At 40.7% G+C, this 22,706-nt stretch carries 26 protein-coding genes; 15 read left to right on the top strand and 11 right to left on the bottom strand.

Annotation, left to right across the window (positions count from 1 at the left end; all coding sequences use genetic code 11):
• Positions 1-178 precede the first annotated feature (178 nt).
• The 8 genes from Q0K96_RS05620 to Q0K96_RS05585 all read right to left on the bottom strand — a co-directional run bounded on the left by Q0K96_RS05620 (position 179) and on the right by Q0K96_RS05585 (position 7,523).
• On the bottom strand, positions 179-991 hold the full coding sequence (locus Q0K96_RS05620; protein ID WP_297333026.1) for an SDR family oxidoreductase: 813 nt from the start codon (positions 989-991) through the stop codon (positions 179-181).
• 50 nt (positions 992-1,041) lie between these two features.
• Positions 1,042-2,694, bottom strand: coding sequence for a DNA repair protein RecN (gene recN, locus Q0K96_RS05615; RefSeq protein WP_297333025.1), 1,653 nt, complete (start codon positions 2,692-2,694; stop codon positions 1,042-1,044).
• A 29-nt stretch (positions 2,695-2,723) separates the two neighbouring features.
• Positions 2,724-3,608 carry a DUF4835 family protein gene (locus Q0K96_RS05610; RefSeq protein WP_297333024.1) on the bottom strand — a complete coding sequence of 295 codons (885 nt, stop codon included), beginning with the start codon at positions 3,606-3,608 and terminating at the stop codon, positions 2,724-2,726.
• Positions 3,601-4,812: a bifunctional phosphopantothenoylcysteine decarboxylase/phosphopantothenate--cysteine ligase CoaBC gene (coaBC, locus tag Q0K96_RS05605; protein WP_297333023.1), complete on the bottom strand. Its 1,212-nt coding sequence runs from the start codon at positions 4,810-4,812 to the stop codon at positions 3,601-3,603. Before coaBC ends, Q0K96_RS05610 begins: the two co-directional genes overlap by 8 nt.
• A gap of 4 nt (positions 4,813-4,816) precedes the next feature.
• A complete protein-coding gene (locus Q0K96_RS05600) occupies positions 4,817-5,134 on the bottom strand; it encodes a DNA-directed RNA polymerase subunit omega (protein ID WP_223051900.1) in 318 nt (105 codons plus the stop codon).
• 13 nt (positions 5,135-5,147) lie between these two features.
• Positions 5,148-5,954, bottom strand: coding sequence for an outer membrane protein assembly factor BamD (gene bamD / locus Q0K96_RS05595; protein WP_297333022.1), 807 nt, complete (start codon positions 5,952-5,954; stop codon positions 5,148-5,150).
• 175 nt (positions 5,955-6,129) lie between these two features.
• The gene (gene dapA, locus Q0K96_RS05590; protein WP_297333021.1) at positions 6,130-7,008 is read right to left on the bottom strand and encodes a 4-hydroxy-tetrahydrodipicolinate synthase; all 879 of its coding nucleotides are present in this window, start codon (positions 7,006-7,008) and stop codon (positions 6,130-6,132) included.
• A 2-nt stretch (positions 7,009-7,010) separates the two neighbouring features.
• A complete protein-coding gene (locus tag Q0K96_RS05585; RefSeq protein WP_297333020.1) occupies positions 7,011-7,523 on the bottom strand; it encodes a hypothetical protein in 513 nt (170 codons plus the stop codon).
• 57 nt (positions 7,524-7,580) lie between these two features.
• Here Q0K96_RS05585 and Q0K96_RS05580 point away from each other — a divergent pair, with 57 nt between their 5' ends.
• The 3 genes from Q0K96_RS05580 to Q0K96_RS05570 all read left to right on the top strand — a co-directional run bounded on the left by Q0K96_RS05580 (position 7,581) and on the right by Q0K96_RS05570 (position 9,850).
• Positions 7,581-8,360, top strand: coding sequence for a 5'-nucleotidase (locus Q0K96_RS05580; RefSeq protein WP_297333019.1), 780 nt, complete (start codon positions 7,581-7,583; stop codon positions 8,358-8,360).
• Positions 8,361-8,365: 5 nt separating this feature from the next.
• On the top strand, positions 8,366-9,289 hold the full coding sequence (locus Q0K96_RS05575) for a metallophosphatase (protein WP_297333018.1): 924 nt from the start codon (positions 8,366-8,368) through the stop codon (positions 9,287-9,289).
• A 75-nt stretch (positions 9,290-9,364) separates the two neighbouring features.
• On the top strand, positions 9,365-9,850 hold the full coding sequence (locus Q0K96_RS05570) for a hypothetical protein (RefSeq protein WP_297333017.1): 486 nt from the start codon (positions 9,365-9,367) through the stop codon (positions 9,848-9,850).
• Between the two features lie 55 nt (positions 9,851-9,905).
• Here the strand turns inward: Q0K96_RS05570 and Q0K96_RS05565 are convergent, their stop codons facing one another.
• The gene (locus tag Q0K96_RS05565; protein WP_297333016.1) at positions 9,906-10,226 is read right to left on the bottom strand and encodes a hypothetical protein; all 321 of its coding nucleotides are present in this window, start codon (positions 10,224-10,226) and stop codon (positions 9,906-9,908) included.
• A 172-nt stretch (positions 10,227-10,398) separates the two neighbouring features.
• Here Q0K96_RS05565 and nadC point away from each other — a divergent pair, with 172 nt between their 5' ends.
• From nadC to priA, 4 genes are all read left to right on the top strand, one after another.
• Complete coding sequence (gene nadC, locus Q0K96_RS05560) at positions 10,399-11,256, top strand: carboxylating nicotinate-nucleotide diphosphorylase (RefSeq protein ID WP_297333015.1); 858 nt, start codon at positions 10,399-10,401, stop codon at positions 11,254-11,256.
• The gene (locus Q0K96_RS05555; RefSeq protein WP_297333014.1) at positions 11,256-12,182 is read left to right on the top strand and encodes a YihY/virulence factor BrkB family protein; all 927 of its coding nucleotides are present in this window, start codon (positions 11,256-11,258) and stop codon (positions 12,180-12,182) included. Before nadC ends, Q0K96_RS05555 begins: the two co-directional genes overlap by 1 nt.
• 21 nt (positions 12,183-12,203) lie before the next feature.
• Positions 12,204-12,632, top strand: coding sequence for a DUF2147 domain-containing protein (locus Q0K96_RS05550; RefSeq protein ID WP_223051890.1), 429 nt, complete (start codon positions 12,204-12,206; stop codon positions 12,630-12,632).
• Between the two features lie 93 nt (positions 12,633-12,725).
• On the top strand, positions 12,726-15,176 hold the full coding sequence (gene priA, locus Q0K96_RS05545; protein WP_297333013.1) for a primosomal protein N': 2,451 nt from the start codon (positions 12,726-12,728) through the stop codon (positions 15,174-15,176).
• Here priA and Q0K96_RS05540 read toward each other — a convergent pair.
• Positions 15,170-15,868: a LytTR family DNA-binding domain-containing protein gene (locus Q0K96_RS05540; RefSeq protein ID WP_297333012.1), complete on the bottom strand. Its 699-nt coding sequence runs from the start codon at positions 15,866-15,868 to the stop codon at positions 15,170-15,172. The genes priA and Q0K96_RS05540 overlap by 7 nt on opposite strands.
• Positions 15,869-16,039: 171 nt before the next feature.
• Between Q0K96_RS05540 and rpsF the strand changes: the two genes are divergently transcribed.
• The 7 genes from rpsF (at position 16,040) to rlmH (ending at position 21,147) form a co-directional block, all read left to right on the top strand.
• Entirely contained in the window at positions 16,040-16,381 is a 342-nt protein-coding gene (gene rpsF / locus Q0K96_RS05535; RefSeq protein ID WP_223051887.1) for a 30S ribosomal protein S6, read from the top strand.
• Between the two features lie 2 nt (positions 16,382-16,383).
• Complete coding sequence (gene rpsR, locus Q0K96_RS05530) at positions 16,384-16,680, top strand: 30S ribosomal protein S18 (RefSeq protein WP_297333011.1); 297 nt, start codon at positions 16,384-16,386, stop codon at positions 16,678-16,680.
• A gap of 15 nt (positions 16,681-16,695) precedes the next feature.
• Complete coding sequence (rplI, locus tag Q0K96_RS05525) at positions 16,696-17,142, top strand: 50S ribosomal protein L9 (protein WP_297333010.1); 447 nt, start codon at positions 16,696-16,698, stop codon at positions 17,140-17,142.
• A gap of 142 nt (positions 17,143-17,284) precedes the next feature.
• Positions 17,285-17,752: a DUF6495 family protein gene (locus Q0K96_RS05520; protein WP_297333009.1), complete on the top strand. Its 468-nt coding sequence runs from the start codon at positions 17,285-17,287 to the stop codon at positions 17,750-17,752.
• A gap of 66 nt (positions 17,753-17,818) precedes the next feature.
• A complete protein-coding gene (gene ligA, locus Q0K96_RS05515; protein ID WP_297333008.1) occupies positions 17,819-19,816 on the top strand; it encodes an NAD-dependent DNA ligase LigA in 1,998 nt (665 codons plus the stop codon).
• A gap of 45 nt (positions 19,817-19,861) precedes the next feature.
• Positions 19,862-20,656, top strand: a complete 795-nt coding sequence (locus tag Q0K96_RS05510) for a tetratricopeptide repeat protein (RefSeq protein ID WP_297333007.1) — start codon at positions 19,862-19,864, stop codon at positions 20,654-20,656.
• A gap of 17 nt (positions 20,657-20,673) precedes the next feature.
• Positions 20,674-21,147, top strand: coding sequence for a 23S rRNA (pseudouridine(1915)-N(3))-methyltransferase RlmH (rlmH, locus tag Q0K96_RS05505; RefSeq protein WP_297333006.1), 474 nt, complete (start codon positions 20,674-20,676; stop codon positions 21,145-21,147).
• A gap of 96 nt (positions 21,148-21,243) precedes the next feature.
• Here the strand turns inward: rlmH and folP are convergent, their stop codons facing one another.
• Positions 21,244-22,068 (bottom strand): dihydropteroate synthase, encoded by an 825-nt coding sequence (gene folP / locus Q0K96_RS05500; RefSeq protein WP_297333005.1) that lies wholly within the window; start codon positions 22,066-22,068, stop codon positions 21,244-21,246.
• Between the two features lie 78 nt (positions 22,069-22,146).
• Between folP and Q0K96_RS05495 the strand changes: the two genes are divergently transcribed.
• Positions 22,147-22,689 carry a DUF1599 domain-containing protein gene (locus Q0K96_RS05495; protein WP_297333004.1) on the top strand — a complete coding sequence of 181 codons (543 nt, stop codon included), beginning with the start codon at positions 22,147-22,149 and terminating at the stop codon, positions 22,687-22,689.
• The last annotated feature ends 17 nt before the right edge of the window (positions 22,690-22,706 follow it).

Genomic DNA, 22,706 nt, shown 5'->3' with positions numbered 1-22,706 from the left:
ATTTAACATGCTGAACATATTTTATTATGATTAAATTTCGAAACAAATCAAAATTTTATGTTAAAAAACAAGTTACTCAATTGTGCATACAGAACATTTATTACCTATTTAGTGAATAAAAAAGGAAAAAGAGCCTTATTAAGGCTCTTTTTTAACTAAAGTATTGAGTGCTTATTACTTATTCTGTAGCAAACTTATCCATAACATCAGAACTTACACCTGTGGATGAATAACCTCCGTCATGGAAAAGATTCTGCATAGTGACCATACGGGTAAGATCTGAAAAGAGTGTGATACAATAATCTGCACATGATTCGGCATCTGCATTGCCCAATGGCGAAATAGAATCGGCATAGCTATAGAAATCGCCAAAACCTTTTATGCCTGTTCCGGCAGTTGTTTTTGTTGGCGACTGAGACACGGTATTAACACGCACTTTTTTCTCTACACCATAATGGTAACCAAAGCTGCGCGCTATAGACTCCAGCATTGCCTTAATATCTGCCATATCAGTATAAAACGGATAAGTGCGTTGTGCCGCCATATATGTAAGGGCTACAACACTTCCGCCTTCGCTTATTGCGTCCATCTTCATGGCAACGCTAAGCATTTTATGTAATGAAAGGGCAGATACATCTATACCTTTCATAAAATAATCGTAATTAGAATCTGTATAAGGTATATTTTTCCTGATGTTAACACTCATACCAATAGAGTGCAGCACAAAATCTATTTTACCACCAAGTATTTCCTGGGCTTTGGTATAAAGGTTGGCAAGGTCATCTACATTGGTAGCGTCGGCAGGAATAATTTCTGAACCTGTTTTTTCGGCAAGGTTTTTAATTTCACCCATACGCATGGCAATAGGTGCATTGGTTAATACAAATGTTGCCCCCTGTTCGTGTGCTTTTTCAGCCACTTTCCAGGCTATAGAGTTCTGGTCTAAGGCTCCGGTAATAATCCCCCTTTTGCCCTTTAGTAAATTATGCATATCAATTAGAGTTTGCTGGTTTATATCAAAAACAAATATATAGCATTTTTTCAGTTAAGCAACGCCCTTGCGTGGTTAAGCGCAGAATCGGTAATGTCTTTACCCGAAAGCATTTCGGCTATTTCCTGCACCCTGCCTTCGCCTGTAAGCTCTTTAAGTTCAGAAACAGTTGTTTCGCCCTGTATGCTTTTAAACACTTTATAGTGGCGGTCGCCTTTTGCGGCCACCTGCGGTAAATGTGTTATGGCAAAAACCTGCATGGCTTTGCTCATCTCTTTCATAATGTCTCCCATTTTATTGGATATCTCACCGCTTACTCCCGTATCTATCTCATCAAAAATTATAGTAGGAAGTTTTGAGTATCCTGCCAGTACCGATTTTACCGCAAGCATAATGCGCGACATCTCACCTCCCGAAGCTACTTTTTTAAGCAGCCCGAAATCGGTTCCTTTATTGGCGGAAAGCAATAGGCTTACGCTGTTTTTACCATTTTCATAGTATTGCCCTGTATCGGTAAGCTCAAACTTAAAGCGTGCATTGGGCATGCCAAGCTGTGCGAGTATAGCCGTTACCTTATCTGTTAGTTTTGGTATTGCAGCATTTCTTTTTTCAGAAAGTACTGCTGCTGTTTCATCTGTAGCTTTTTGTATAGCTGAAAGTTCTGCTTCGAGTTTTTTAATTGTCGCATCTAACTCATCCGACTGCAACACCTTTCCTTCCAGTTCCTGCTGAATAGCTATAAGCTCTTCAACTTTGGCAACGGTATGCTTTTTCTGCAGGCTGTAAATTAGCTGTAGCTTTTGGTTGATAAGCTCAAGCCTCTCCGGATCATCAGACAATAAGTCGGCATCTTCCCTAAGCCCTGCAACAATATCATCAAATTCAATCAGTACACTGTTTACTCTCTCGTAAAACTGATTATACCCTACAGATAATCCGCTTATTTTTTGCAGTGCATTTTTTATTTCTTTAAGGCTTTGCACCACACCTACCTGCTCTTCTTCTGCAATTGCAAGTGCCCTTGCAACCGATTCTTTAATGAATTCTACATTGCTTAGCTTTTCAAGCTCGGCCTCCATCTCTTCCTGCTCCCCTGCCTTAAGGTTGGCATCTGTAAGCTCCTGAAGCAAAAAGCTGTTATAATCATGTTCTTTGGTAAGGCTTTCTTTCTGCTCTTTTGCTTTTGCCAGTTGCCTGTTTATGCTTTTATAAGCAGCAAGCTGTTTTTTATATTCAGCCAACAGGTTGTTATTACCTGCAATGGCATCTAAAATATAAAGCTGGTATTGCTCATCCGAAAGCTCCCTTGTTTGCTGTTGCGAATGTATATCTATAAGGAAATCGCCAAGCTGTTGCAGCTCCTGCAGGTTAACAGGACTGTCATTTACAAATGCCCTCGATTTACCCGATGGCAGTATTTCGCGCCTGATTATAGTTATATCATCATAATCAAGGTCATTCTCCTTAAAAAAAGGTTTAAGGCTGTAATCGGTGATTTTAAAATGTGCTTCTACAACACATTTCTGCTCTTTATCTTTAAGCGAACCTAAATCGGCACGGTTGCCCAAAACAAGCCCGAGCGCACCCAGTAATATTGATTTACCTGCACCGGTTTCGCCTGTTATGATAGAAAGGCCTTCCGAAAAATCTATATGTAGCTGCTCTATCAGAGCAAAGTTTTTAATGTGTAATGTTTGCAACATACCAATGTGCGGTGTTTTGCACAAATGTACTATTTTATATTACTCCATTTGGAAGAATTAAGCGGAGATATCTTGTTTAGCGTATCTACAAGCCCGGTTATGGTAACAATTGGGCCGTCTGAAAAAATCGAGACAATTTCATCTGACTTGGCATCAAAAAAGATACGGGTAAGAAACGCATTCGGGCGCACTTTGTTTACCTCTGCAAGTGTGTTTATTGCAGCAAGCGCTTTTTCTTTTCCTGCTTTAGGGTTTTCCGACATAACGTCAAGCGCCTGCCTGTGATAATCATAAAGTGCCTCCCTGAAAGGGCTGAATGTATTTGATAACAGGTCGGTTATTAAAAAGAACCTGTTTTGGTTACCGTCCTGCTGGCCCCAGCCTCTGTAGCCACTACCCTGTGCAAGCCCTACCATGTTTTGTGCAGCCTGGTAGTAAGGCGTACCGCTGTTAAGCTCAAACGAATCGGCATCCATACCAATTATTATATTGGCATAATAAGCCATTAGTGCAATAAGGTTAGATGTAAAAGCATTGGGGTTATATTGTAATGTTTCGTTTTCGAGATACCTGAAGCTTATATCCTTATCGTTAAAGTTTAATATAGGCGACTGGTAAGTACTGTTATATACCGGCCTTGACGATTGTACCTGCATGGTAGCGCTAAAGCTGTTAGAGTCATAAGCCGAAACGTTGATGTAGATAGAACAGTCTATACGCTCGTTCCTGCTAAAGTTGCGCGATGTCCAGCGGGTACTGTTCATGAACTCATTTAATGAGGTTTCCAGCGTCCTGAAAATCTGCGTGTTCGCATCGGTAATCCTGTCAGAATTCACGGTAACAGTACAGTTAAGTTCCTGTGCATGGGCCGTAAAAGCAAATAGTACCGCTGCTATTGTTAACCATCTATACATTATAGTGTGATTTTATCTTGTTAATTATATCTTTTGCTACCTCTTCTTTGGCTTTCAGCTCTTTTTCTTCTTCATTAAAATCTTTATCTATAAAGGTAACTTTATTGGTGGGTTTGCCGAAACCGGCACCTTCATCATTAAGCGAGTTTAAAACTATCAAATCTAAGTTTTTTCTTTTAATCTTCAGCTTTGCATTCTCAGTTTCATTTTCTGTCTCTAACGCAAAACCTATTAAAAACTGCTGTTGCTTTACCTCACCCAAAGAGGCCAGGATATCTTTGGTTTTCTCTAATGCTATGGTAAACTCAGCATCTGCTTTTTTTATTTTTTGTACAGCCACTGTTTTAGGCCTGTAATCCGCTACTGCTGCGGCAGCTACGGCAACATCAACCCCCGCAAAATACTCATGGCAGGCATTATACATTTCTTCTGCCGAGGTAACGCGTAAAAGCGTAACACTATCATGCTTCAGTTGCAGGTGGGTTGGCCCGCTAACCAGTATTACTTCGGCACCTTCATTTGCGGCGGCAAGGGCAATGTCATATCCCATTTTACCTGATGAATGGTTTCCTATAAAACGCACGGGGTCTATAGCTTCGTATGTGGGGCCTGCGGTAACCAGTATTTTTTTTCCGCGAAGCGGTAATGCATCTTCTATATGCTTTTCTATAAAAGCAATAATATTTTCAGGTTCTGCCATACGTCCCTCACCCGAAAGCCCGCTTGCCAGTTCACCAGATTCGGCAGGTATCATGATATTACCGTATGCGGTAAGTTTCTCGAAAGCCGTAAGTGTTGACGGGTGCCTGTACATATCAAGATCCATTGCAGGAGCAAAATAAACAGGGCATTTAGCAGAAAGATAGGTAGCTATAAGCAGGTTATCGGCACTACCCGATACCATTTTAGAAAGTGTGTTGGCTGTTGCAGGGGCAATAAGGAATAAATCAGCCCAGAGTGCCAGTTCTACATGATTGTTCCACACCGCATTTTCATCTTCTTCATTATAAAAAGAAGAGTTTACGGGATTTTTAGATAGTGTGGATAATGTGAGGGGGGTAACAAAATCTTTAGCGGCAGGTGTCATGATAACGCGTACCTGTGCACCTGCCTTTATAAAAAGCCTTACCAGCGATGCTGTTTTATATGCGGCAATGCCACCGGATATACCCAGTATTATTTTTTTACCGCTTAAAACTGACATGCTGTTACTTGTTTGGTTCCCTGTATGATATTTTATTATCAAGCCACTCTTCTACAGCAAGTGCATGAGGCTTTGGCAACTTTTCGTAAAACTTAGAAACTTCTATCTGCTCTTTGTTTTCGAAAATTTCTTCAAGGCTGTCATTATAAGTAGCAAACTCCTCAAGCTTCTCGATCAGTTCCTTTTTAATTTCGGTATTGATCTGGTTAGCCCTTTTAGCTATAATGGTTATAGCTTCGTATACGTTACCGGTCGGTTCCTCAATCTTGCTCTTGTTGTAGGTAACAGTGTTTACGGGAGCATGGGTTTTCTTTAAATCCATAAATGACTCGTTATTATTTAGATATTTGTTGTAATTCAGCATTCAGCTTTTCCAGTTTTTCGTCTGCCTCTTTGCGGTATTTTGTTTCGGGGGCAAACTTTATCAGTGCGGCATAGTGGCCCTTTGCAGCCTCCAGCCTTTCCAGTTTTTTAGACTGCACACTGTTTATAGCCAGCGTATAAGCGGCATCAAATTTATAATACAGGGCATCTTCTTTAAAAATGGTACCCGGGTGGTCTAATATAAAATTATCAAGCGATTTTATTGCAGCGTTAAAGTCGCCAAAGTATTCAGCAGTAGTGTGGTACTGCTTTGCAATTTCAAATGCTTTCTTTTCAAGTTTTTCATTAAGCTCCTTAACCAGTTGGTTTGCCTCGGGCATATACTGGCTGTTAGGGAAACGGTTTATAAATTGCTGCAATTTGTCAAGCGCCTTATAGGTACTTTCCTGGTCAAGTGAATATTTAGGCGAAAGCATATAATAGCTCTTGGCCCCCAGAAAAGAAGCTTCCTCCAGCTTTTCACTCGTCGGGTAGGTAGATGTAAAATACTCAAACTGGTAACCGGCAGTAAAGTATTGCTTGGTTTTATACAATGCCATCGGGTACATGTAAAACAGCTTTTCTGCCTGTCTTTTACCTTTATAAGAAGGCGATATCTGCTCTACAAGGCGTATGGCTTTAGTATATTTTTCCTTCTCATACATCTTGTCGGCAACTTCATACTTCAGCTTTAAATCTTCTGATTTAAGTGCTTTCTGGTATTCGCTGCAAGATGTAAATAATACGGCAATTAATAATATATAGAGGTATTTCGCCATTTGTCTGATTAAGTTTTAGCCACAGCCGCCGCCGGATTTTAAAGCAACTGCAAATTTAGTTAATAATTACACACTACAAAATCTTTTTTTTGTAACCTTAACAGCATAAAAAAGATGCCTTTCGGCATCTCCTTAAACTCATATATAAAGGTTTTATTGCATAAAAAACCGGAACCTATCCTATTTTCTTTACAAAAGCATCAATACGGTTGGCAAGGTCTTCATTCACATTTACAAGCGGCAGCCTTAAAACATCTTCGCAAAGCCCAAGCGATTTAAATACAGCTTTTATACCCGCAGGGTTGCCCTGCTCAAAGATCATATCTATAGCATCGGCAAGCAGGTAGTGCAGTTTATAAGCTTCATCTGCCTTACTTTCAAGACCCAGGCGCACCATGTCCGAAAACTGCCTTGGGAAACCTTCGGCAATTACCGATATTACCCCGGCCCCGCCTGCAAGCACCATCGGCAGCGTTATCATATCATCCCCCGATATTACTAAAAAGCCTTTTGGTGCATGTTGTATAAGCTTCATAGCCTGAACGATATCTCCGGCGGCTTCCTTTATACCGATTATGTTGTTAAAGTCATTTGCAAGGCGCATTACCGTTGCAGGCAGCATGTTGCTGGCTGTCCTGCCCGGAACGTTATAAAGGATTACTGGCAACGGAGATGCCTGGGCAACTGCTTTAAAATGCTGGTATATGCCTTCCTGCGTTGGCTTATTGTAATATGGCGATACCGACAGTATAGCGGTGAAAGCCTCAAGGTTGCGTGATTTAAGCTCTTCACAAACTTCAGAAGTATTATTTCCCCCTACCCCTAAAACAAGTGGCAGGCGGCCTGCATTTGCTTCTGTAACCGTATCTATAACAAGCTGTTTTTCTTCTTTGCTCAGCGTTGCAGACTCTGCTGTGGTACCCAGTACCACAAGGTAATTTATACCGTTATCTGCCTGAAAGTTTACAATTCTTTTCAGCGCCTCAACATCTACTGAAAAATCTTTTTTAAAAGGGGTTACCAGTGCTACGCCTGTACCTGTTAATGCCTGCATAGTTATATTTTGTTTAAGATTTTTAAATATTTAAAAAGCTCTGCAAGGAACTCTTTGTGCTTTTCGGCTGTGGTATTTACCATAAAATGATGAAGACGGCTGTCAGTAGCCGAAAAGCCTGCTTTAAACTTTGCATTGCTCTTAAGCGTTGCCAGCATAAGCGGATAACTGTCGGTATCATAATAGCTTACCAGCATATCAAATGGCTTGTTTATAAATGCTGCAACATCATCCTTTTTAAAGGTTCCCTCGGCATCTATATCTTTATAGGTATAGTAGCAGCAGTCTACCGTTTCTTTTGCATTTAGCCGCTCCCTGTAGCTCAGCAGTTCAATGTTTTTTTCGGCTATGCCATGCTTAACAAGCTCTTTTACAATGGCATTCCTGTCGTTAAAATACCGTTCATCTACAACTACACCTAATGTGTTAACGGCATCGGGCATAGGGCCTGGTTGATATTTGGCTAATAATTTCTTAATGGTTTTTTTTAAGCCAAAGTTTTTAATAAACTTCAAAAACATCTTACCTTTACTGATTGAATGCAAAATTACTTCAAATAAGTGTCATCACAAATGATAAACCTAAAAAAGAATAACGCTGCATACTATATGTTTGTGTTATTTTTAACGCTCATTGCCTTTACTTCCTGCGGGCCAAAAAAATTTTACAGCAACAGGGTTGACGGCAAAAAAATTCCTGTAACGGAACAATATGCCCCCCAGAGCCAAATTGAAAATTTTATAGCGCCCTACCGTGAGCACATTGATAACGACCTTGACAGTGTTTTAGCATGGTCGCCCGTAACTTTTGATAAAAGCAAAGGCAAATGGCAAACCAACATTGGCAACCTTATGACCGATGTAACTTTTGAAAAAGCCGATAAGATATTTTACATCCGCGAAAAAAAACACGTTGATATATGCCTGCTTAACCACGGCGGCATACGCGCAACAATACCACATGGCTTTGTAACCGCCCGTACCGCTTATGAGATTATGCCTTTTGAGAACAGCCTAATTATCATGGCCCTGAAAGGACAACAGATATGGGAAATTGCAGCCTATATTGCCAACGAGCGCAAACCCCACCCGCTTGCAGGGATGCAGATTGTGATGGATAAAGACAATTCGGTTAAGCGGGTTACCGTTCAGGGGCAACCGGTGGATAATAGCAGGATTTATTATGTTGCCACATCTGACTACCTGAGCAACGGCGGCGACCACATGGATTTCTTTAAAAAGGCAACCGCATCTTATGATATGGACTACAAGCTGAGGAACCTTTATATTGATTATTTTACGGAAGTTGACACTTTGCCGGTTAATGCCTCTGAACGTATAATTATTGAGTAGTAAAAATGAAAAGAAGAGATTTTATACAAAAATCAGCAGCAGGATCGGCAATGGTATTTGGCGGGCTGTCATTAAGCAGTTTTGCCAACACACCCGAAACCGAAAGTGCCAAACGTATTACCATACTGCATACTAACGACACCCACAGCCATATAGACCCGCTTGCCGCAGACGACCCCAAGCACCCCAACATGGGTGGGGCAGCGCGAAGGGCTACACTTGTAGAACAACTAAGGGCCGAGAACCCCAACACCCTGCTGCTGGATGCCGGCGATATATTTCAGGGTACGCCTTATTTTAATTACTATGGCGGGGAGCTGGAGTTTAAGGTAATGAGCATGATGAAGTATGACCTTGCCACACTGGGCAACCACGACTTTGATAATGGTATAGACGGTTTTTATAAGCAACTTCCCCACGCCAATTTTGATTTTGTCTCGGCTAATTACGATTTTAAAAATACAGTGCTTGATGGCATTGTAAAGCCCTACAAAATTTTTACGGTAGACGGGATTAAAGTCGGCATATTCGGGTTGGGCATACAGCTTGACGGGCTTGTAGATAAAAAGCTCTACAAAGAAACGGTTTACCTTAACCCCATAGATGTAGCGCAGGATATGAGCCGCATCCTTAAAAACGATGAGCAGTGCGACCTTGTGATATGCCTTTCGCACCTGGGCTTTATTTATGATAAAGACAAAGAAAAGGTAAGCGACCTTGTGTTGGCACGCACCACCAAAAACATAGACCTTATTATTGGCGGGCACACCCACACCTTTTTAAGCAAACCGTATGTTGCAGAGAACCTGGAAGGCAAGGAAGTATTGGTAAACCAGGTGGGCTGCTATGGCATTAACCTGGGCCAAATCGATTTTTACTTTGAAAAAGGCAGGAAAAGCTTTAAGGGCAAGACGATTAATGTGGGATAATCTAAATTCAGAGGTTAGATTTCAGAATTAAAAAATTAGAATTATTACTATTTTTACAAAACTTGAAACTAACAAATGAAGCATTTCTTTAAATACCACAACGGCTATATAAATATAGATAATGAAAATCTTTATTTAACCACTACCGGTAATTGGTCTGAAACAAAAGATATTATTGAAAAAAGTACAGTCTCTAAAAGAGACAACTTTAGTCGTATTGCTAACAAGCAGGATTTCTTAGTAGCAATTGGGATTATCCTTACAGGCTTTTTCTTTTATAATAACGACTTCAAATCAATAATTCTTCCCGTCTTAATAATTGGTGCTGGTCTGTTTCTACTCTTTAATTACACAAGGAGAGACTTTGGACTCCAATATAAAATACCACTTTCGAAAATTGATAGTATAATTTTAATCGATCAAAATGATATCAAAATTAGTTTTCGAAATCTTAATAATGAGCCTGATACTGAGACTTTAAAAGATGTAAATAACAAAGGCATTGAATACCTTACTAAACTTTTGGGAGAAGAGAAGGGAACACTTCAAAATAAATTATAGAAAAAAGCTGTTTCAAAATTACTTTTAAAACAGCCCTATTAATATTTTAACCAAATTACTTGCAAAGATTTATTTCTTTACCGCTGTCAGATTCAGCTAATTTGATAAGCAATTTCCCGTCAACCGAAACTTCATAACCCGCTTTTACAGGAACTTTAGTTTTATCGCCTGATTTGTAGGTTGATGTTGAAGATGATCCGTCGGCTTTTACAGTTACTTTTACTTCTTTAGAGCAGTTGTTCTTTAAATACACATCAAAGTAACCGCCTTCAGCCGTAACAACAGTTGCCGTTGAAACCTCCTGAACATTACTTATACCCTGAAAAGACAGTAACGCGAATGCCAGCAAAAAACCAAAATACTTAATTGTTTTCATGTTTATAATTATTAGTCAGTTAATTCCGCTAAAGTAAATATTTACATCATTCATAAATAAACTGCATTAAAAAATATTATTCTATAGTCCTGTAAACTCTGCACAACCTTACACATCATTCTCAAAAAAAACCGCTATTTTAGCTATACAATTAGAAAAGCCATACAAAAGCATGATTTCAGACAAACAGTTTCAAAAAGAACTTGATATAATTATTGCAAACGCCATTCGCGAAGATGTGGGCGATGGCGACCACAGCTCGCTGGCTTGTATTCCTGCCGATGTTACTGGCAAGGCAAAGCTGCTGGTTAAGGATAACGGCATACTTGCCGGGGTAGATTTTGCCAAACAGGTTTTTGCCTATGTTGACCCTGCCCTTAAAATGGAAACATTTATAACAGATGGTTCGCCTGTGCAGCACGGCGATGTGGTTTTTCATATCAGCGGCAGCTCGCAAAGCATACTAAAGTCCGAAAGGCTGGTGCTTAATGCCATGCAGCGCATGAGTGCCATAGCTACCAAAACAAATAAATATACCGAATTACTTAAAGGTACCACTACAAAAATACTCGATACCCGCAAGACAACGCCCGGCATACGCGCCCTCGAAAAATGGGCAGTAACCATAGGAGGAGGCAAAAATCACCGCTTCGGGCTTTATGACATGATAATGCTGAAAGACAACCACATTGATTTTGCAGGAGGCATTACCCCCGCCATACAAAAAACACTGGGCTATCTTAAAGCGAAGGGACTGGACCTTAAAATAATTGTAGAGGCCCGCAATCTCGACGAAGTGCGCGAAATTATGGAAAACCCGGGCGTGCACCGCATATTGCTGGATAATTTTGATTATGAGCAGACCCGCGAAGCAGTAGCCCTGATAGGCGATTTCTGCCAGACAGAATCTTCCGGAGGCATCAATGAGAGCAACATGCGCGAATATGCCAAATGCGGGGTAGATTACATTTCGTCAGGCGCTATAACCCATTCGGTTTATAATATGGACCTGAGCCTAAAAGCATTTTAATGTCGGCGGAACTGGAACATAAGCTGGAACGCATACCTGTAATTAAGCAGGTTGTACGCTTTGGTAAAAGCATTAAGCTCCCCTGGTCGGAAGGATTGACGCTTTACCACCTGAGCGAGCTTTATATTACAGGCATCGTTAAAGGCGATCTCTCTTACAGGGCGGGTGCCATTGCGTTTAGTTTCTTTATGTCGTTGTTCCCCTTTGCGCTTTTTATACTTAACCTTATACCGCACATACCGGTAGAAAATTTCCAGGATGACTTTCTACAGTTTGTAGAAGAAAATGTACCGCCCAACACCTATGAGGCCATTCACGGAATTATAGAAGACATTACCGGAACCAGTTACGGCAGCCTGCTTTCTACAGGTATATTACTGGCAATATTACTTATGAGTAACGGCATGAATGCCATATTAAGCGGTTTTCAGTCTTCCATGCACATTACCATAAAGCGTACGTTTTTAAGGCAGTATGCGCTTGCCATAGGACTTTCGCTTATTCTTTCGGTATTACTTATTATTACGGTTGCCGCCATTATAACACTCGAGGTTATAATCCACATACTTAAAAGCAACGGTTTCCTTACAGATGATGTTTATTTGCTGGAAATAGGACGCTATGCTTTTTTGGTACTTATGATTTTAACTACTACATCTGTTCTGTTTAAATTCGCTGCAAAAGAAACAAAAAAGGCTGCTTTCTTCAGCTATGGCTCAGTATTTACAACCATACTTTTTATAATAACATCATACCTTTTCAGTATTTACGTTACTCGTTTTGCACAGTATAATGAACTATATGGTTCTATTGGCACGCTACTTGTATTAATGTTGTATATATGGATTAACTGCTTTATTTTGCTGCTGGGTTTCGAATTAAATGCGTTAATTCATAAATTGAAACGAAAAAATTTATATATTTAACAAAAAACTAATAAGGTTATTATGAAAAAATACTTTCTAACATTCGTTATGGTTGCAGTTGCGGGTATTTTCTCGGCTGCTGCACAGGGAGTTATCGGTAAATGGAAAACAATAGACGACGAAACCGGTGAGGCTAAATCCATTGTAGAAATTTATGAGCAAAATGGTAAAATTTACGGCAAGGTGGTAGAAATTTTAAACCCTGCCAAGAAAAATGCCAAATGCACTAAATGTGAAGGCTCTGATAAAGACAAGCCGATACTTGGGCTGGTAATTATCCGCGGGCTTGAAAAAGATGGTGATGAATATACCGATGGCGACATACTTGACCCTAACAAGGGCAAATTGTACAGTTGCACCATTAAACTGGAAGGTAAAGACAAACTGAATGTAAGAGGATATCTTGGCTTCTCTTTATTGGGCAGGAGCCAGACCTGGACAAGAGTATAAAATACATTGGAATAATAGTTTCCCTAAACACTCCCTGTGCGGAGTGTTTTTTTTTATGCCCGCATAAGGTTATATTTGTATCAAATACTGCCTATGCCGTTTTTCACCGAAGTAATTTTACCCCTGGCACTGCCTAAAACCTTTACTTATGCCGTAAACGAAGCAGAATATGCTTTTTTACAGCCGGGCATGCGTGTAGCGGTACCCTTTGGGCGCGGTAAAATTTACACGGCATTGGTTAAAGACCTGCACCAAAATCCGCCGCAGCTTTACGAGGCTAAAGACATTCACCAAATACTGGATGATGCTCCGGTTGTTACTCCTGCACAGTTAGAGCACTGGCACTGGATAGCTTCCTATTATATGTGTACTATAGGCGATGTATATCGTTCGGCTATGCCGTCGGGCTATCTGCTGGAAAGCGAAACCATTATAATACCGCAAAAACAGGACAATTTTGAGCAGGATAGCCTTACAGATGAAGAATACCTCATCTATGAGGCACTGCAAAAACAAACCTCTCTTAAAATTCAGGAAATAACCGGCATACTTAATAAAAAAACTGTGCTGCCGGTCATTAACCGCCTTATCGCAAAAAATATAGTTTCGCTTAAAGAAGAAATAAGCGAAAAGTATAAGCCAAAAACCATAAAATACATACGCCTGCAGGATGAGTTTCTGCAACAGGATAAACTAAGCGAATTGCTCGATATGCTCTCCGGCGCTAAAAAGCAACGTGAGGCAGTATTGCAGTACTTTCAGTTACAGGCCACTTCCAAAAAACCTGTTAAGGCTAAAACACTCACAGAAGCCGGAGGGGTTTCTGTTGCAGTTATTAAAGCACTTGCAGACAAAGGCATTTTTGAAGAATATCATCTTGAAGAAGACCGCATACAGTTTAAACAGGCTGATGATACAGGCTTTAACCTTAGCGAAAAACAGCAAGTGGCTTTACAGGATATAAAGGCAGCTTTTGCAAAACACCCTGTAACCTTGCTGCACGGAATAACATCGAGCGGCAAGACCGAAATATACATAAAACTTATTGAGGAATATATAGCATCCGGCCAACAGGTTTTATACCTCCTGCCGGAAATTGCGCTTACCACCCAACTGGTAAGAAGGCTTACGGCGCATTTTGGCAATAAGGTGGCAGTGTATCATTCTAAATACACCAATAACGAGCGCATAGAAACCTGGCAACAGGTTTTGCAGGGTTCAGAAAAGGCACAGGTTATTATTGGGGCAAGGTCGGCTCTGTTTTTGCCGTTCCAAAACCTCGGGCTGGTGGTAATAGATGAAGAACACGAGCAAAGTTTTAAGCAGCAGGACCCTGCCCCTCGCTACAACGCCCGTGATGCGGCAATAGTGCTGGCCGGCTATTTTAATGCAAAGGTTTTATTAGGCTCTGCCACACCAAGCATAGAAAGCTACTATAACGCCACACACGGTAAATATGGCTATGCCGAAATTAAAGAACGCTATGGCAAAGTAGTGCCTCCTGAAATTGTACTGGTTGACCTTAAAGACAAGTACAAACGCAAACGCATGACTGGGCACTTTAGCGACACGCTTACCGAAGCGATTGCCGAAACACTCTCTAATGGTAAACAGGCAATACTCTTCCAGAACCGCAGGGGGTTTTCGCCGTGGGTAGAGTGCATGACCTGCGGGCACGTGCCGCAATGCCCCCAATGCGATGTGAGCCTTACCTACTATAAGTATAAAAACCAGCTACGCTGCCATTATTGCGGCTACCATATAGCCAACCCTACCCATTGCCACCAGTGCCACTCGGCAGACCTTTCTACAAAAGGGTTTGGTACTGAGCAGATAGAACTGGAACTTAAAGAGCTTTTTCCTGATAAAAATTCATGGCGAATGGACCAGGATACCACAAGGGGAAAATATGGCTATGAAAAAATTATTGATGCGTTTAAAAATCAGGAAATAGATATACTGGTTGGCACGCAGATGCTTGCCAAAGGATTACATTTTGATAATGTGGGGCTTGTGGGGATACTCAATGCCGATAATATGCTGTACCAGCCAGATTTCAGGGCTTTTGAGCGTGCTTACCAGATGATGGTACAGGTGGCGGGCCGTGCAGGGCGCAAAGATGAACGCGGCAAGGTATATATACAAACCTACAACCCGCTGCACAATATCATCCAGCAGGTTACGGATAATGATTATGAGGCTATGTATAAAGAACAGCTTTATGAGCGGAATAATTTTAAGTACCCCCCATTTTACAGGCTTGTAAAGCTAACGCTTAAACACAAAGATTTTGAAAAGCTAAAAGACGGGGCCATGTGGCTGTATAATGTGCTGAGCAATAATCTCAATACGCCTGTACTTGGCCCGGAGGAACCTGCCATAAGCAGGATAAGGAATGAATACATCCGTACAATAATGATAAAAATACCGCAGGGCAGTGCGCTGGCGGGTACAAAAGCTGTTATAGAAAGGGCATTATCAAGTTTTGAGGCTATACCCCAGTATAGGTCGGTAAGGGTGTCTGTTAATGCAGATCCTTATTGAAGATTACTAATTGCTTTTGCAAGGTCTTCCTTTTTATTACGGCTAAGTGGTATTTGTGTAGTACCTATTTCGGCAAACTTGCTGTTAAAGCGCTCTACCCTTTCAATATTGATGATGTATGATTTGTGTACCCTTAAAAACGTATCGGATGGCAGTTCGGCTTCAAAAGATTTCATGGTGCTTAGTACCAAGTGAGAGCCTTCGTCTGTAATAATCTTAATATAATCACCAAAGGCCTCAATCCATTTAATTCGCGAAATGTAAATCTTAAGGTTCTTAAGGTTACTCTTTACAAAAATAAACTCTCCCTCCTCTTCAGGCACTTCCTTTCGCATCTGGTGAAGTTCTATCGCCTTTTGCACCGCTTTGTTAAAACGGTCTTTGGTAACGGGCTTGTGCAGGTAATCTATTGCGGCATAGTCAAAAGCCTTTAAGGCGTAATCAGATTTTGCCGAAACAAAAATAATCTGGGGCCTTGCCTTTAGCCCGTCAAGCAGGTCAAATCCCGTTTGTACCGGCATTTCTATATCAAGGAAAAGCAAATCTACATCCTTGTGCAAAATGCAGGCGCGGGTTTCGGAAGCATTCGAAAAATCACCAATAAGATTAAGGTCCGGATGTTCGTTAACCAGTTTAGCTATAGTTATCCTATGTATGGTGCTGTCATCAACAACTACACAGTTAAGTTTCATTTCAGGTCTTATTAGTAAGGTTTATGGTAATATAAGCTTTTTTTGTTGGGCGTGATTACAAATATAAAGAAAATTACCATTTTTGTTAATAGAAAAAAGCATTTTTAAACCTTGCGCAATAAATAAAAATTACTATTTTTGCACCCAATTTTTACATTAAAATTTATCATTATGAACAACTATGAAACTGTTTTCATCTTGAATCCCGTTTTATCTGAAACCCAGGTAAAGGAAACAGTAAGTAAATTTGAAGATTATCTTACTTCTAAGGGTGCCGAGATTGTAGCAAAAGAAGACTGGGGCCTTAAAAAACTGGCCTATGAAATCCAGCACAAGAAAAGCGGATTTTACCACCTTTTCCAGTTTAAAGCATCAGGCGAAGTTATGCTTGGCTTTGAAACTGAATTCAGGCGCGATGAAAGGATTATGCGTTTCTTAACCGTAAGCCTTGACAAACACGCTTTATCATGGGCAGAAAGAAGGAGAGAAAAACTAAAATCTAAAGCAAACTAATTATGTCAAGTATAGAACAGTCAGCTAAAGGGAAAAAAGACGGAGATATCAGGTATCTTACGCCTTTAAACATAGAGACGAACAAGACTAAAAAGTATTGCCGTTTCAAGAAATCAGGTATTAAATATGTAGATTATAAAGATCCTGATTTCCTACTGAAATTTGTTAACGAGCAGGGAAAAATACTTCCGCGCCGCCTTACCGGTACATCTCTTAAATACCAGAGAAAAGTATCTGTAGCTATTAAAAGGGCACGTCACCTTGCATTAATGCCATATGTGGCTGATTTACTAAAATAAAAAAGAGGCAATATTATGGAACTTATACTAAAACAGGACGTACAGAATTTAGGATTTAAAGATGATATCGTTACAGTAAAGCCCGGATATGGCCGTAACTATTTAATTCCTCAGGGACTTGCTACAGTAGCAACCCCAACTGCAAAAAAAGTATTGGCAGAAAACCTTAAGCAAAGGGCATTTAAAGAGCAAAAGCTTGTAGACGATGCTAACAAAATTGCTGAAGCGATTAAAGGCCTTGAAATAAAAATTTCTGCAAAAGCAGGCGGCGAAAAACTATTTGGTTCTGTAACCAATGCTGATATTGCCGAAGCTCTTGAGAAAAACGGACACAGCATAGAGAAGAAGTATATAAACAGTGGTATCGTTAAGCGTACCGGTAAATATACTGCTAACGTAAGGCTACACCGCTATGTTATCGTTGAGCTTCCTTACGAGATTGTTGCTGATCAGCAAAACTAATCTATACGATTATAAAAAAAGCCTTCCGCTAACCCGGGAGGCTTTTTTATTTACGCACTTTACGGATTGTTAATCATGGAATTGGTTAATGGTTAAACTGACGAAACAAATAACTTTAAACTTTAAACCTGAAACTTTACAGATGAAATATACCCGCCTGACAAAAGAACAGCTTGAAGAACTTCATCCCGAATTTATACGCTTTCTTGCTTCACAACAAATAGATAAAAATGAATGGGATACCATTAAAGCCGAAAAACCGGAAGTAGCCGAGCAGGAACTGGATGTTTTCAGCGACCTGATATGGGATGCCGTGGTTGACAAAGCCGAGTGGCTGGAACATTACAGCAAGAACCACATTTTTGTATTTAAGCTTGGCAGGGAAGAAATGGAAAGCATAGTAATACACGCCCATGCTACCCACATTGATTTTATGAGCGCAGGTGGGCTGCAATGGCTTAACGAAAATATATTTTCTGAAGAGGTAAAGGTAACACGCGGTAAAAAGGCTTTTGGTGAAGACCGCAATGCAGAGGTTTTTGCATTGATAGAGCAGGGCGCTATTTTAAGCGACGGAACGCTGTACCGCCAGCTTGAAGATATGTTTTAAGCAGATAGGTTTTTGTTTTATACTCGCAAAAGTTTGGCTAAATTAGCGCATCAATAAATTGGGTAAATGGATATTCTTCAAAAAATAACCGCATTGCGCGAAGAGCTGCAACAGCACAATTATAATTACTATGTACTGGATGTACCGGTAATTACCGACCTGGAGTTTGATATGAAAATGAAAGAACTTCAGGAACTGGAAGCAAAACACCCGGAATTTTTTGATGAAGACTCCCCTACCCAGCGCGTGGGGGGCGGCATTACCAAAAACTTTACTACTGTTGTGCACGAGCACCGCATGTATTCATTAGATAATGCTTACTCTAAGGAAGAGCTTGCCGACTGGGAAGCCCGTGTGCAACGCGGCCTTGGTAATGCACCTGTGCAATTTACCTGCGAGCTGAAATATGACGGCGCATCAATAAGTATAACTTATGAAAATGGCAAGCTGGCAAAAGCAGTTACCCGGGGCGATGGCTTTCAGGGAGATGATGTTACCACAAATGTTCGCACTATAAAATCAGTCCCTTTAAAATTAAAGGGTGATTATCCTGAAAAATTTGATATACGCGGAGAAATCATCCTTCCGCTTGAAGGGTTTGCCAAAATGAACCAGGAGCTTATCGAGCTTGGCGAAACACCTTACTCCAATCCAAGAAATACAGCTTCCGGCAGCCTTAAATTACAGGACAGCGCACTGGTAGCAAAACGCCCGCTGGATTGCCTGCTCTACTCTATTATAGGAAATAACCTGCCCATTGCCACACAATATGAAGGCCTTGAAAAAGCCCGTAATTGGGGCTTTAAAGTACCAAAAGAAGCGAAGCTTGCCCAAAATATGGAGGGATTACTGGCTTTTATAGATTACTGGGACACCCACCGCCACGACCTGCCCTATGAAACGGATGGAGTGGTTATAAAAGTCAACGACATACACCAACAGGAAGAACTGGGTTACACCGCCAAGTCGCCACGCTGGGCTATTGCCTATAAATTTAAGGCAGAACAGGCTTCTACAAAATTCAACTCCATATCTTACCAGGTGGGGCGCACAGGCGCTATTACCCCTGTTGCCAACCTGGAGCCGGTACAACTGGCAGGCACTATTGTAAAACGTGCATCTTTGCACAATGCAGACCAGATTGAAAAACTGGATGTAAGAGTAGGTGACACAGTATTTGTAGAAAAAGGCGGCGAAATAATACCTAAAATTATAGCTGTAGATTTTACCAAAAGGCCAGAAGACCTTATGCCTACCGAATACATACACAAATGCCCTGAATGTTTAACCGAGCTGGTTAGAAAAGAAGGCGAGGCACAGCATTACTGCCCTAACTTTTACGGCTGCCCGCCACAGATAATAGGGCGCGTGCAGCACTATATATCCCGCAAGGCAATGGATATTGAAGGGCTGGGCGGCGAAACGGTGGCTTTGTTGTATAACTCAGGGCTTATAGAAAACTATGCCGACTTATATGAGCTTAAAAAAGAGCAGATTGTACCACTGGAGCGTATGGCGGATAAATCGGCGGAAAACCTTATCAACGGCATTGAGAAGTCGAAAGAAATACCTTTTGAGCGGGTGTTGTATGCGCTGGGTATTCGTTATGTGGGCGAAACAGTTGCCAAAAAACTCGCTAAGCATTATAAAACTATAGATAATCTTGCCACTGCCTCTTTGATGGATTTGATTTTGGTAGATGAAATAGGCGAACGCATTGCACAAAGTGTAGTTGACTTTTTTGAGAATGAACAGAACAGGACACTTATTGAACGGCTTAAAGGCTATGGCGTTCAGCTTGAGGTTAAAGATGTAGCAAGCACTACTGTAAGCAACAAGCTTGCAGGTAATACTTTTGTAGTATCGGGTGTGTTTGCCAAATTCTCACGCGATGAGCTTAAAAAAGCTATTGAAGATAACGGCGGCAAAGTGGGCAGCTCCATTTCATCTAAAACTAACTATGTGGTCGCAGGCGATAATATGGGCCCTGCCAAGCTGGAAAAAGCGCAAAAGCTGGGCGTGAAGATTATCAGTGAAGATGAGTTTATTGAGATGATTAGGTAGAAAAAAGCATTAATTCACATAATCATAATCAATTACTAAAACAATATGAAATACTTTCTGATTTTATTCACATTCATTATGGTATTAGGCTGTAAAGGCGGTAGTAATAGCGTCACAGAAGCTGATGTTGCCAGAGCTATAAAAAAAGCTGATGAAGCAAAGATTCTAATGAATGATGGGAAGTTCGAAGAAGCAGCTTTAAAATTTGAAGAGGCTTATAAAACAAATACTGACAATTTTGACTATTTAATGCATGCTATCGATAACTATAATCAGGAAGGCGAGTATGAAAAGTCACTTCAATTACTTGAAAAATATTCTGCAGACTATACCGATAGCCCTGTCTATTTTCAACTAAAAGCGGGCGTTTACCAGCTTATAGGTGATATGAAGTCTGCCAAGCAAAACATCCAGAAAGCTTATGAAGTTTGGGAACCTATAGAGATCAATGATTTAAATAATGAATCAGATCTAATGCCTTTAACAGGTTATGCAATGTTAGAGGCTGGTGCAGGCTACCAGCAAAAAGCCCTTCAACGTATGAATGATGCATTAAAGCTTGAGTGGTTGTCGGAAAGGAATAAGGAGTATCTTCAGCAAATACGAAATGAAATTGAATATTATGACAGCAAAAGCAGTATAATATTAGAATACACCAATGACATCATAATTTGTACAACAAATATAGACAGCCTTAAAGCTGTTTTGTTTAAGAATCATATTAATATTTCAGGAAGTTCTTCCAGAGGAAAGCAAGCAGGTAAGGTATATGTTGCTGAACGCTTCCGCAGGGGAATTGAGAAACTGAATATTACACCTTGTCAGGATTCAATACAATAGCTAATCAGCTTTAAAAAATGAATATCAAACTACTCGCTATAGGCAAAACGGATAACAAGGCACTACAAACGCTGATGGACGATTACCTGAAGCGACTGTCTTTCTATATCAAATTTGACCTTGAGGTAATACCTGACATCAAGAACGTAAAAAACCTTAGCGAGGCACAGCAAAAGGAAAAAGAAGGCGAACTGATACTCTCTAAACTTACCCCTACCGACCAGTTAATATTGCTCGACGAGAATGGAAAAAGTTTTAGTAGTGAGGGCTTTGCCGATGAGCTGCAAAAGAAAATGAACTCAGGGATTAAAACACTTGTGTTTGTAATCGGCGGGCCTTACGGCTTTTCGGATTCTGTGTATAGCAAAGCACAGGGCAAGATTTCGTTATCAGCCATGACGTTCTCTCACCAAATGGTGCGATTATTCTTTATCGAGCAGGTGTACCGGGCATTTACCATACTTCGTAATGAGCCGTATCATCATAGGTGATTGAAGATTTATGATTGAAGATTTATGATCGAAGATTTTAATATTAAAAATTGAAGAATTAGTTCTCTGAGAAGAATCTTCAAATTTTCAAATTGGCTAATTTTCAAATTGTTTAAAAATCTTCACCGCCTCAGCAGCTTCCTTTACATCGTGCACACGCAATATATTAGCGCCTTTGGCAAGTGCTATGGTATTAAGTACGGTAGTACCGTTAAGAGCTTCCTGAGGCGTTGTGCCCAGTAATTTATAAATCATAGATTTGCGCGACACTCCTGCTAAAATTGGGAGTCCTGTCATTTTAAACAATTCCAGCTTTTGCAGCACCTCATAGTTTTGCGGCAATGTTTTTGCAAATCCAAAGCCGGGATCTATAATAATATCGTTTATACCATGCTTTCGAGCTTCCTCAATACGTTCAGAAAAATAAAACAGCATTTCCTTTACAATATCCTCATAATCGGTAAGCTTAACCATAGTTTGCGGTGTACCCCGCATATGCATCATGATGTAAGGCACCTTCAGCCTGCCTACGGTTTCCATCATGGCATCGTCAAGCCTTCCGGCAGAAATGTCATTTACTATCGCAGCCCCCGCATGTACACAGGCTTCGGCCACATCAGCCCTGAAAGTATCGATAGATACCAGTGCGTCGGGAAAGTTCTTTTGCAGCAGCTCCACCACCGACACGGCGCGTTTTAACTCTTCTTCATTCGTTACATGGTCAGCGTTAGGCTTACTGCTGTAAGCACCTACATCAATAAAATCAGCACCGTCGTTAAGCATTTTTTCGGCCTGGCGCAGCAGTCCTGCCTCATCTTTATATTTTCCGCCATCATAAAAAGAGTCGGGGGTACAGTTTAAAATACCCATTATTTTTGGCGATGAAAGGTCGGTTAATGTGCCCCTGCAGTTAATAAGCATAGTCTGATTTGGCTGTACCCCTTTTGTATTGGGGCGTTTTTTACTACATTTGAATCTTCACACAAAGATACTACTTAAATGAGTAATACCTCAGCCGAATATGACAGCGTGATTGCAAAGTGCAGAGAGCTGTATATCAACAAAATGAAAGATTACGGTTGTGCCTGGCGCATATTAAGGCTGCCTTCTTTAACCGACCAGATTTTTATAAAGGCACAGCGCATACGCAGCCTTCAGGAAAATGAAGTGCGCAGGGTAGATGAAGATGAAACCGGCGAGTTTATAGGGATAATCAACTACTCGGTAATGGCGCTTATACAGCTTGAAAAGGGCATTGCCTCGCAGCCTGACCTTTCTGCCGATGAGGCAGCAAGGCTGTATGATGAAAAAACAGCCCAAACCAAAGCCCTGATGGAAGCCAAAAACCATGATTATGGCGAGGCATGGCGCGATATGAGGGTAAGCTCGCTTACCGACCTGATACTGCAAAAGCTGCTCCGCGTAAAGCAGATAGAAGATAATAAAGGTAAAACCATAGTATCTGAAGGGATAGATGCCAATTACCAGGACATGATAAACTATGCTGTGTTTGCTTTAATACACATAGGTTTTAATCAATAACAAGTCATTAACAAATC

The sequence above is a fragment of the Flavobacterium sp. genome (assembly GCF_024305175.1).
In the GTDB taxonomy this organism is placed as follows: Bacteria; Bacteroidota; Bacteroidia; order Flavobacteriales; family Flavobacteriaceae; genus Flavobacterium.
The sequence above is the reverse complement of the archived record's forward strand: the minus strand, read 5'-3'. Positions and strand labels throughout refer to the sequence as shown.

Bases quoted from the DNA above. Each gene is read 5' to 3' on its own strand.
- recN (WP_297333025.1), bottom strand. From the start codon at position 2,694: ATGTTGCAAACATTACACATTAAAAACTTTGCTCTGATAGAGCAGCTA.
- Q0K96_RS05495 (WP_297333004.1), top strand. From the start codon at position 22,147: ATGAGTAATACCTCAGCCGAATATGACAGCGTGATTGCAAAGTGCAGA.
- ligA (WP_297333008.1), top strand. From the start codon at position 17,819: ATGGATATTCTTCAAAAAATAACCGCATTGCGCGAAGAGCTGCAACAG.
- nadC (WP_297333015.1), top strand. From the start codon at position 10,399: ATGATTTCAGACAAACAGTTTCAAAAAGAACTTGATATAATTATTGCA.
- Q0K96_RS05555 (WP_297333014.1), top strand. From the start codon at position 11,256: ATGTCGGCGGAACTGGAACATAAGCTGGAACGCATACCTGTAATTAAG.
- coaBC (WP_297333023.1), bottom strand. From the start codon at position 4,812: ATGTCAGTTTTAAGCGGTAAAAAAATAATACTGGGTATATCCGGTGGC.
- rlmH (WP_297333006.1), top strand. From the start codon at position 20,674: ATGAATATCAAACTACTCGCTATAGGCAAAACGGATAACAAGGCACTA.
- Q0K96_RS05520 (WP_297333009.1), top strand. From the start codon at position 17,285: ATGAAATATACCCGCCTGACAAAAGAACAGCTTGAAGAACTTCATCCC.
- Q0K96_RS05565 (WP_297333016.1), bottom strand. From the start codon at position 10,226: ATGAAAACAATTAAGTATTTTGGTTTTTTGCTGGCATTCGCGTTACTG.
- Q0K96_RS05610 (WP_297333024.1), bottom strand. From the start codon at position 3,608: ATGTATAGATGGTTAACAATAGCAGCGGTACTATTTGCTTTTACGGCC.
- rpsR (WP_297333011.1), top strand. From the start codon at position 16,384: ATGTCAAGTATAGAACAGTCAGCTAAAGGGAAAAAAGACGGAGATATC.
- Q0K96_RS05550 (WP_223051890.1), top strand. From the start codon at position 12,204: ATGAAAAAATACTTTCTAACATTCGTTATGGTTGCAGTTGCGGGTATT.
- Q0K96_RS05600 (WP_223051900.1), bottom strand. From the start codon at position 5,134: ATGGATTTAAAGAAAACCCATGCTCCCGTAAACACTGTTACCTACAAC.
- bamD (WP_297333022.1), bottom strand. From the start codon at position 5,954: ATGGCGAAATACCTCTATATATTATTAATTGCCGTATTATTTACATCT.
- Q0K96_RS05510 (WP_297333007.1), top strand. From the start codon at position 19,862: ATGAAATACTTTCTGATTTTATTCACATTCATTATGGTATTAGGCTGT.
- Q0K96_RS05620 (WP_297333026.1), bottom strand. From the start codon at position 991: ATGCATAATTTACTAAAGGGCAAAAGGGGGATTATTACCGGAGCCTTA.
- rpsF (WP_223051887.1), top strand. From the start codon at position 16,040: ATGAACAACTATGAAACTGTTTTCATCTTGAATCCCGTTTTATCTGAA.
- Q0K96_RS05540 (WP_297333012.1), bottom strand. From the start codon at position 15,868: ATGAAACTTAACTGTGTAGTTGTTGATGACAGCACCATACATAGGATA.
- priA (WP_297333013.1), top strand. From the start codon at position 12,726: ATGCCGTTTTTCACCGAAGTAATTTTACCCCTGGCACTGCCTAAAACC.
- Q0K96_RS05570 (WP_297333017.1), top strand. From the start codon at position 9,365: ATGAAGCATTTCTTTAAATACCACAACGGCTATATAAATATAGATAAT.
- Q0K96_RS05580 (WP_297333019.1), top strand. From the start codon at position 7,581: ATGATAAACCTAAAAAAGAATAACGCTGCATACTATATGTTTGTGTTA.
- folP (WP_297333005.1), bottom strand. From the start codon at position 22,068: ATGCTTATTAACTGCAGGGGCACATTAACCGACCTTTCATCGCCAAAA.
- Q0K96_RS05575 (WP_297333018.1), top strand. From the start codon at position 8,366: ATGAAAAGAAGAGATTTTATACAAAAATCAGCAGCAGGATCGGCAATG.
- dapA (WP_297333021.1), bottom strand. From the start codon at position 7,008: ATGCAGGCATTAACAGGTACAGGCGTAGCACTGGTAACCCCTTTTAAA.
- rplI (WP_297333010.1), top strand. From the start codon at position 16,696: ATGGAACTTATACTAAAACAGGACGTACAGAATTTAGGATTTAAAGAT.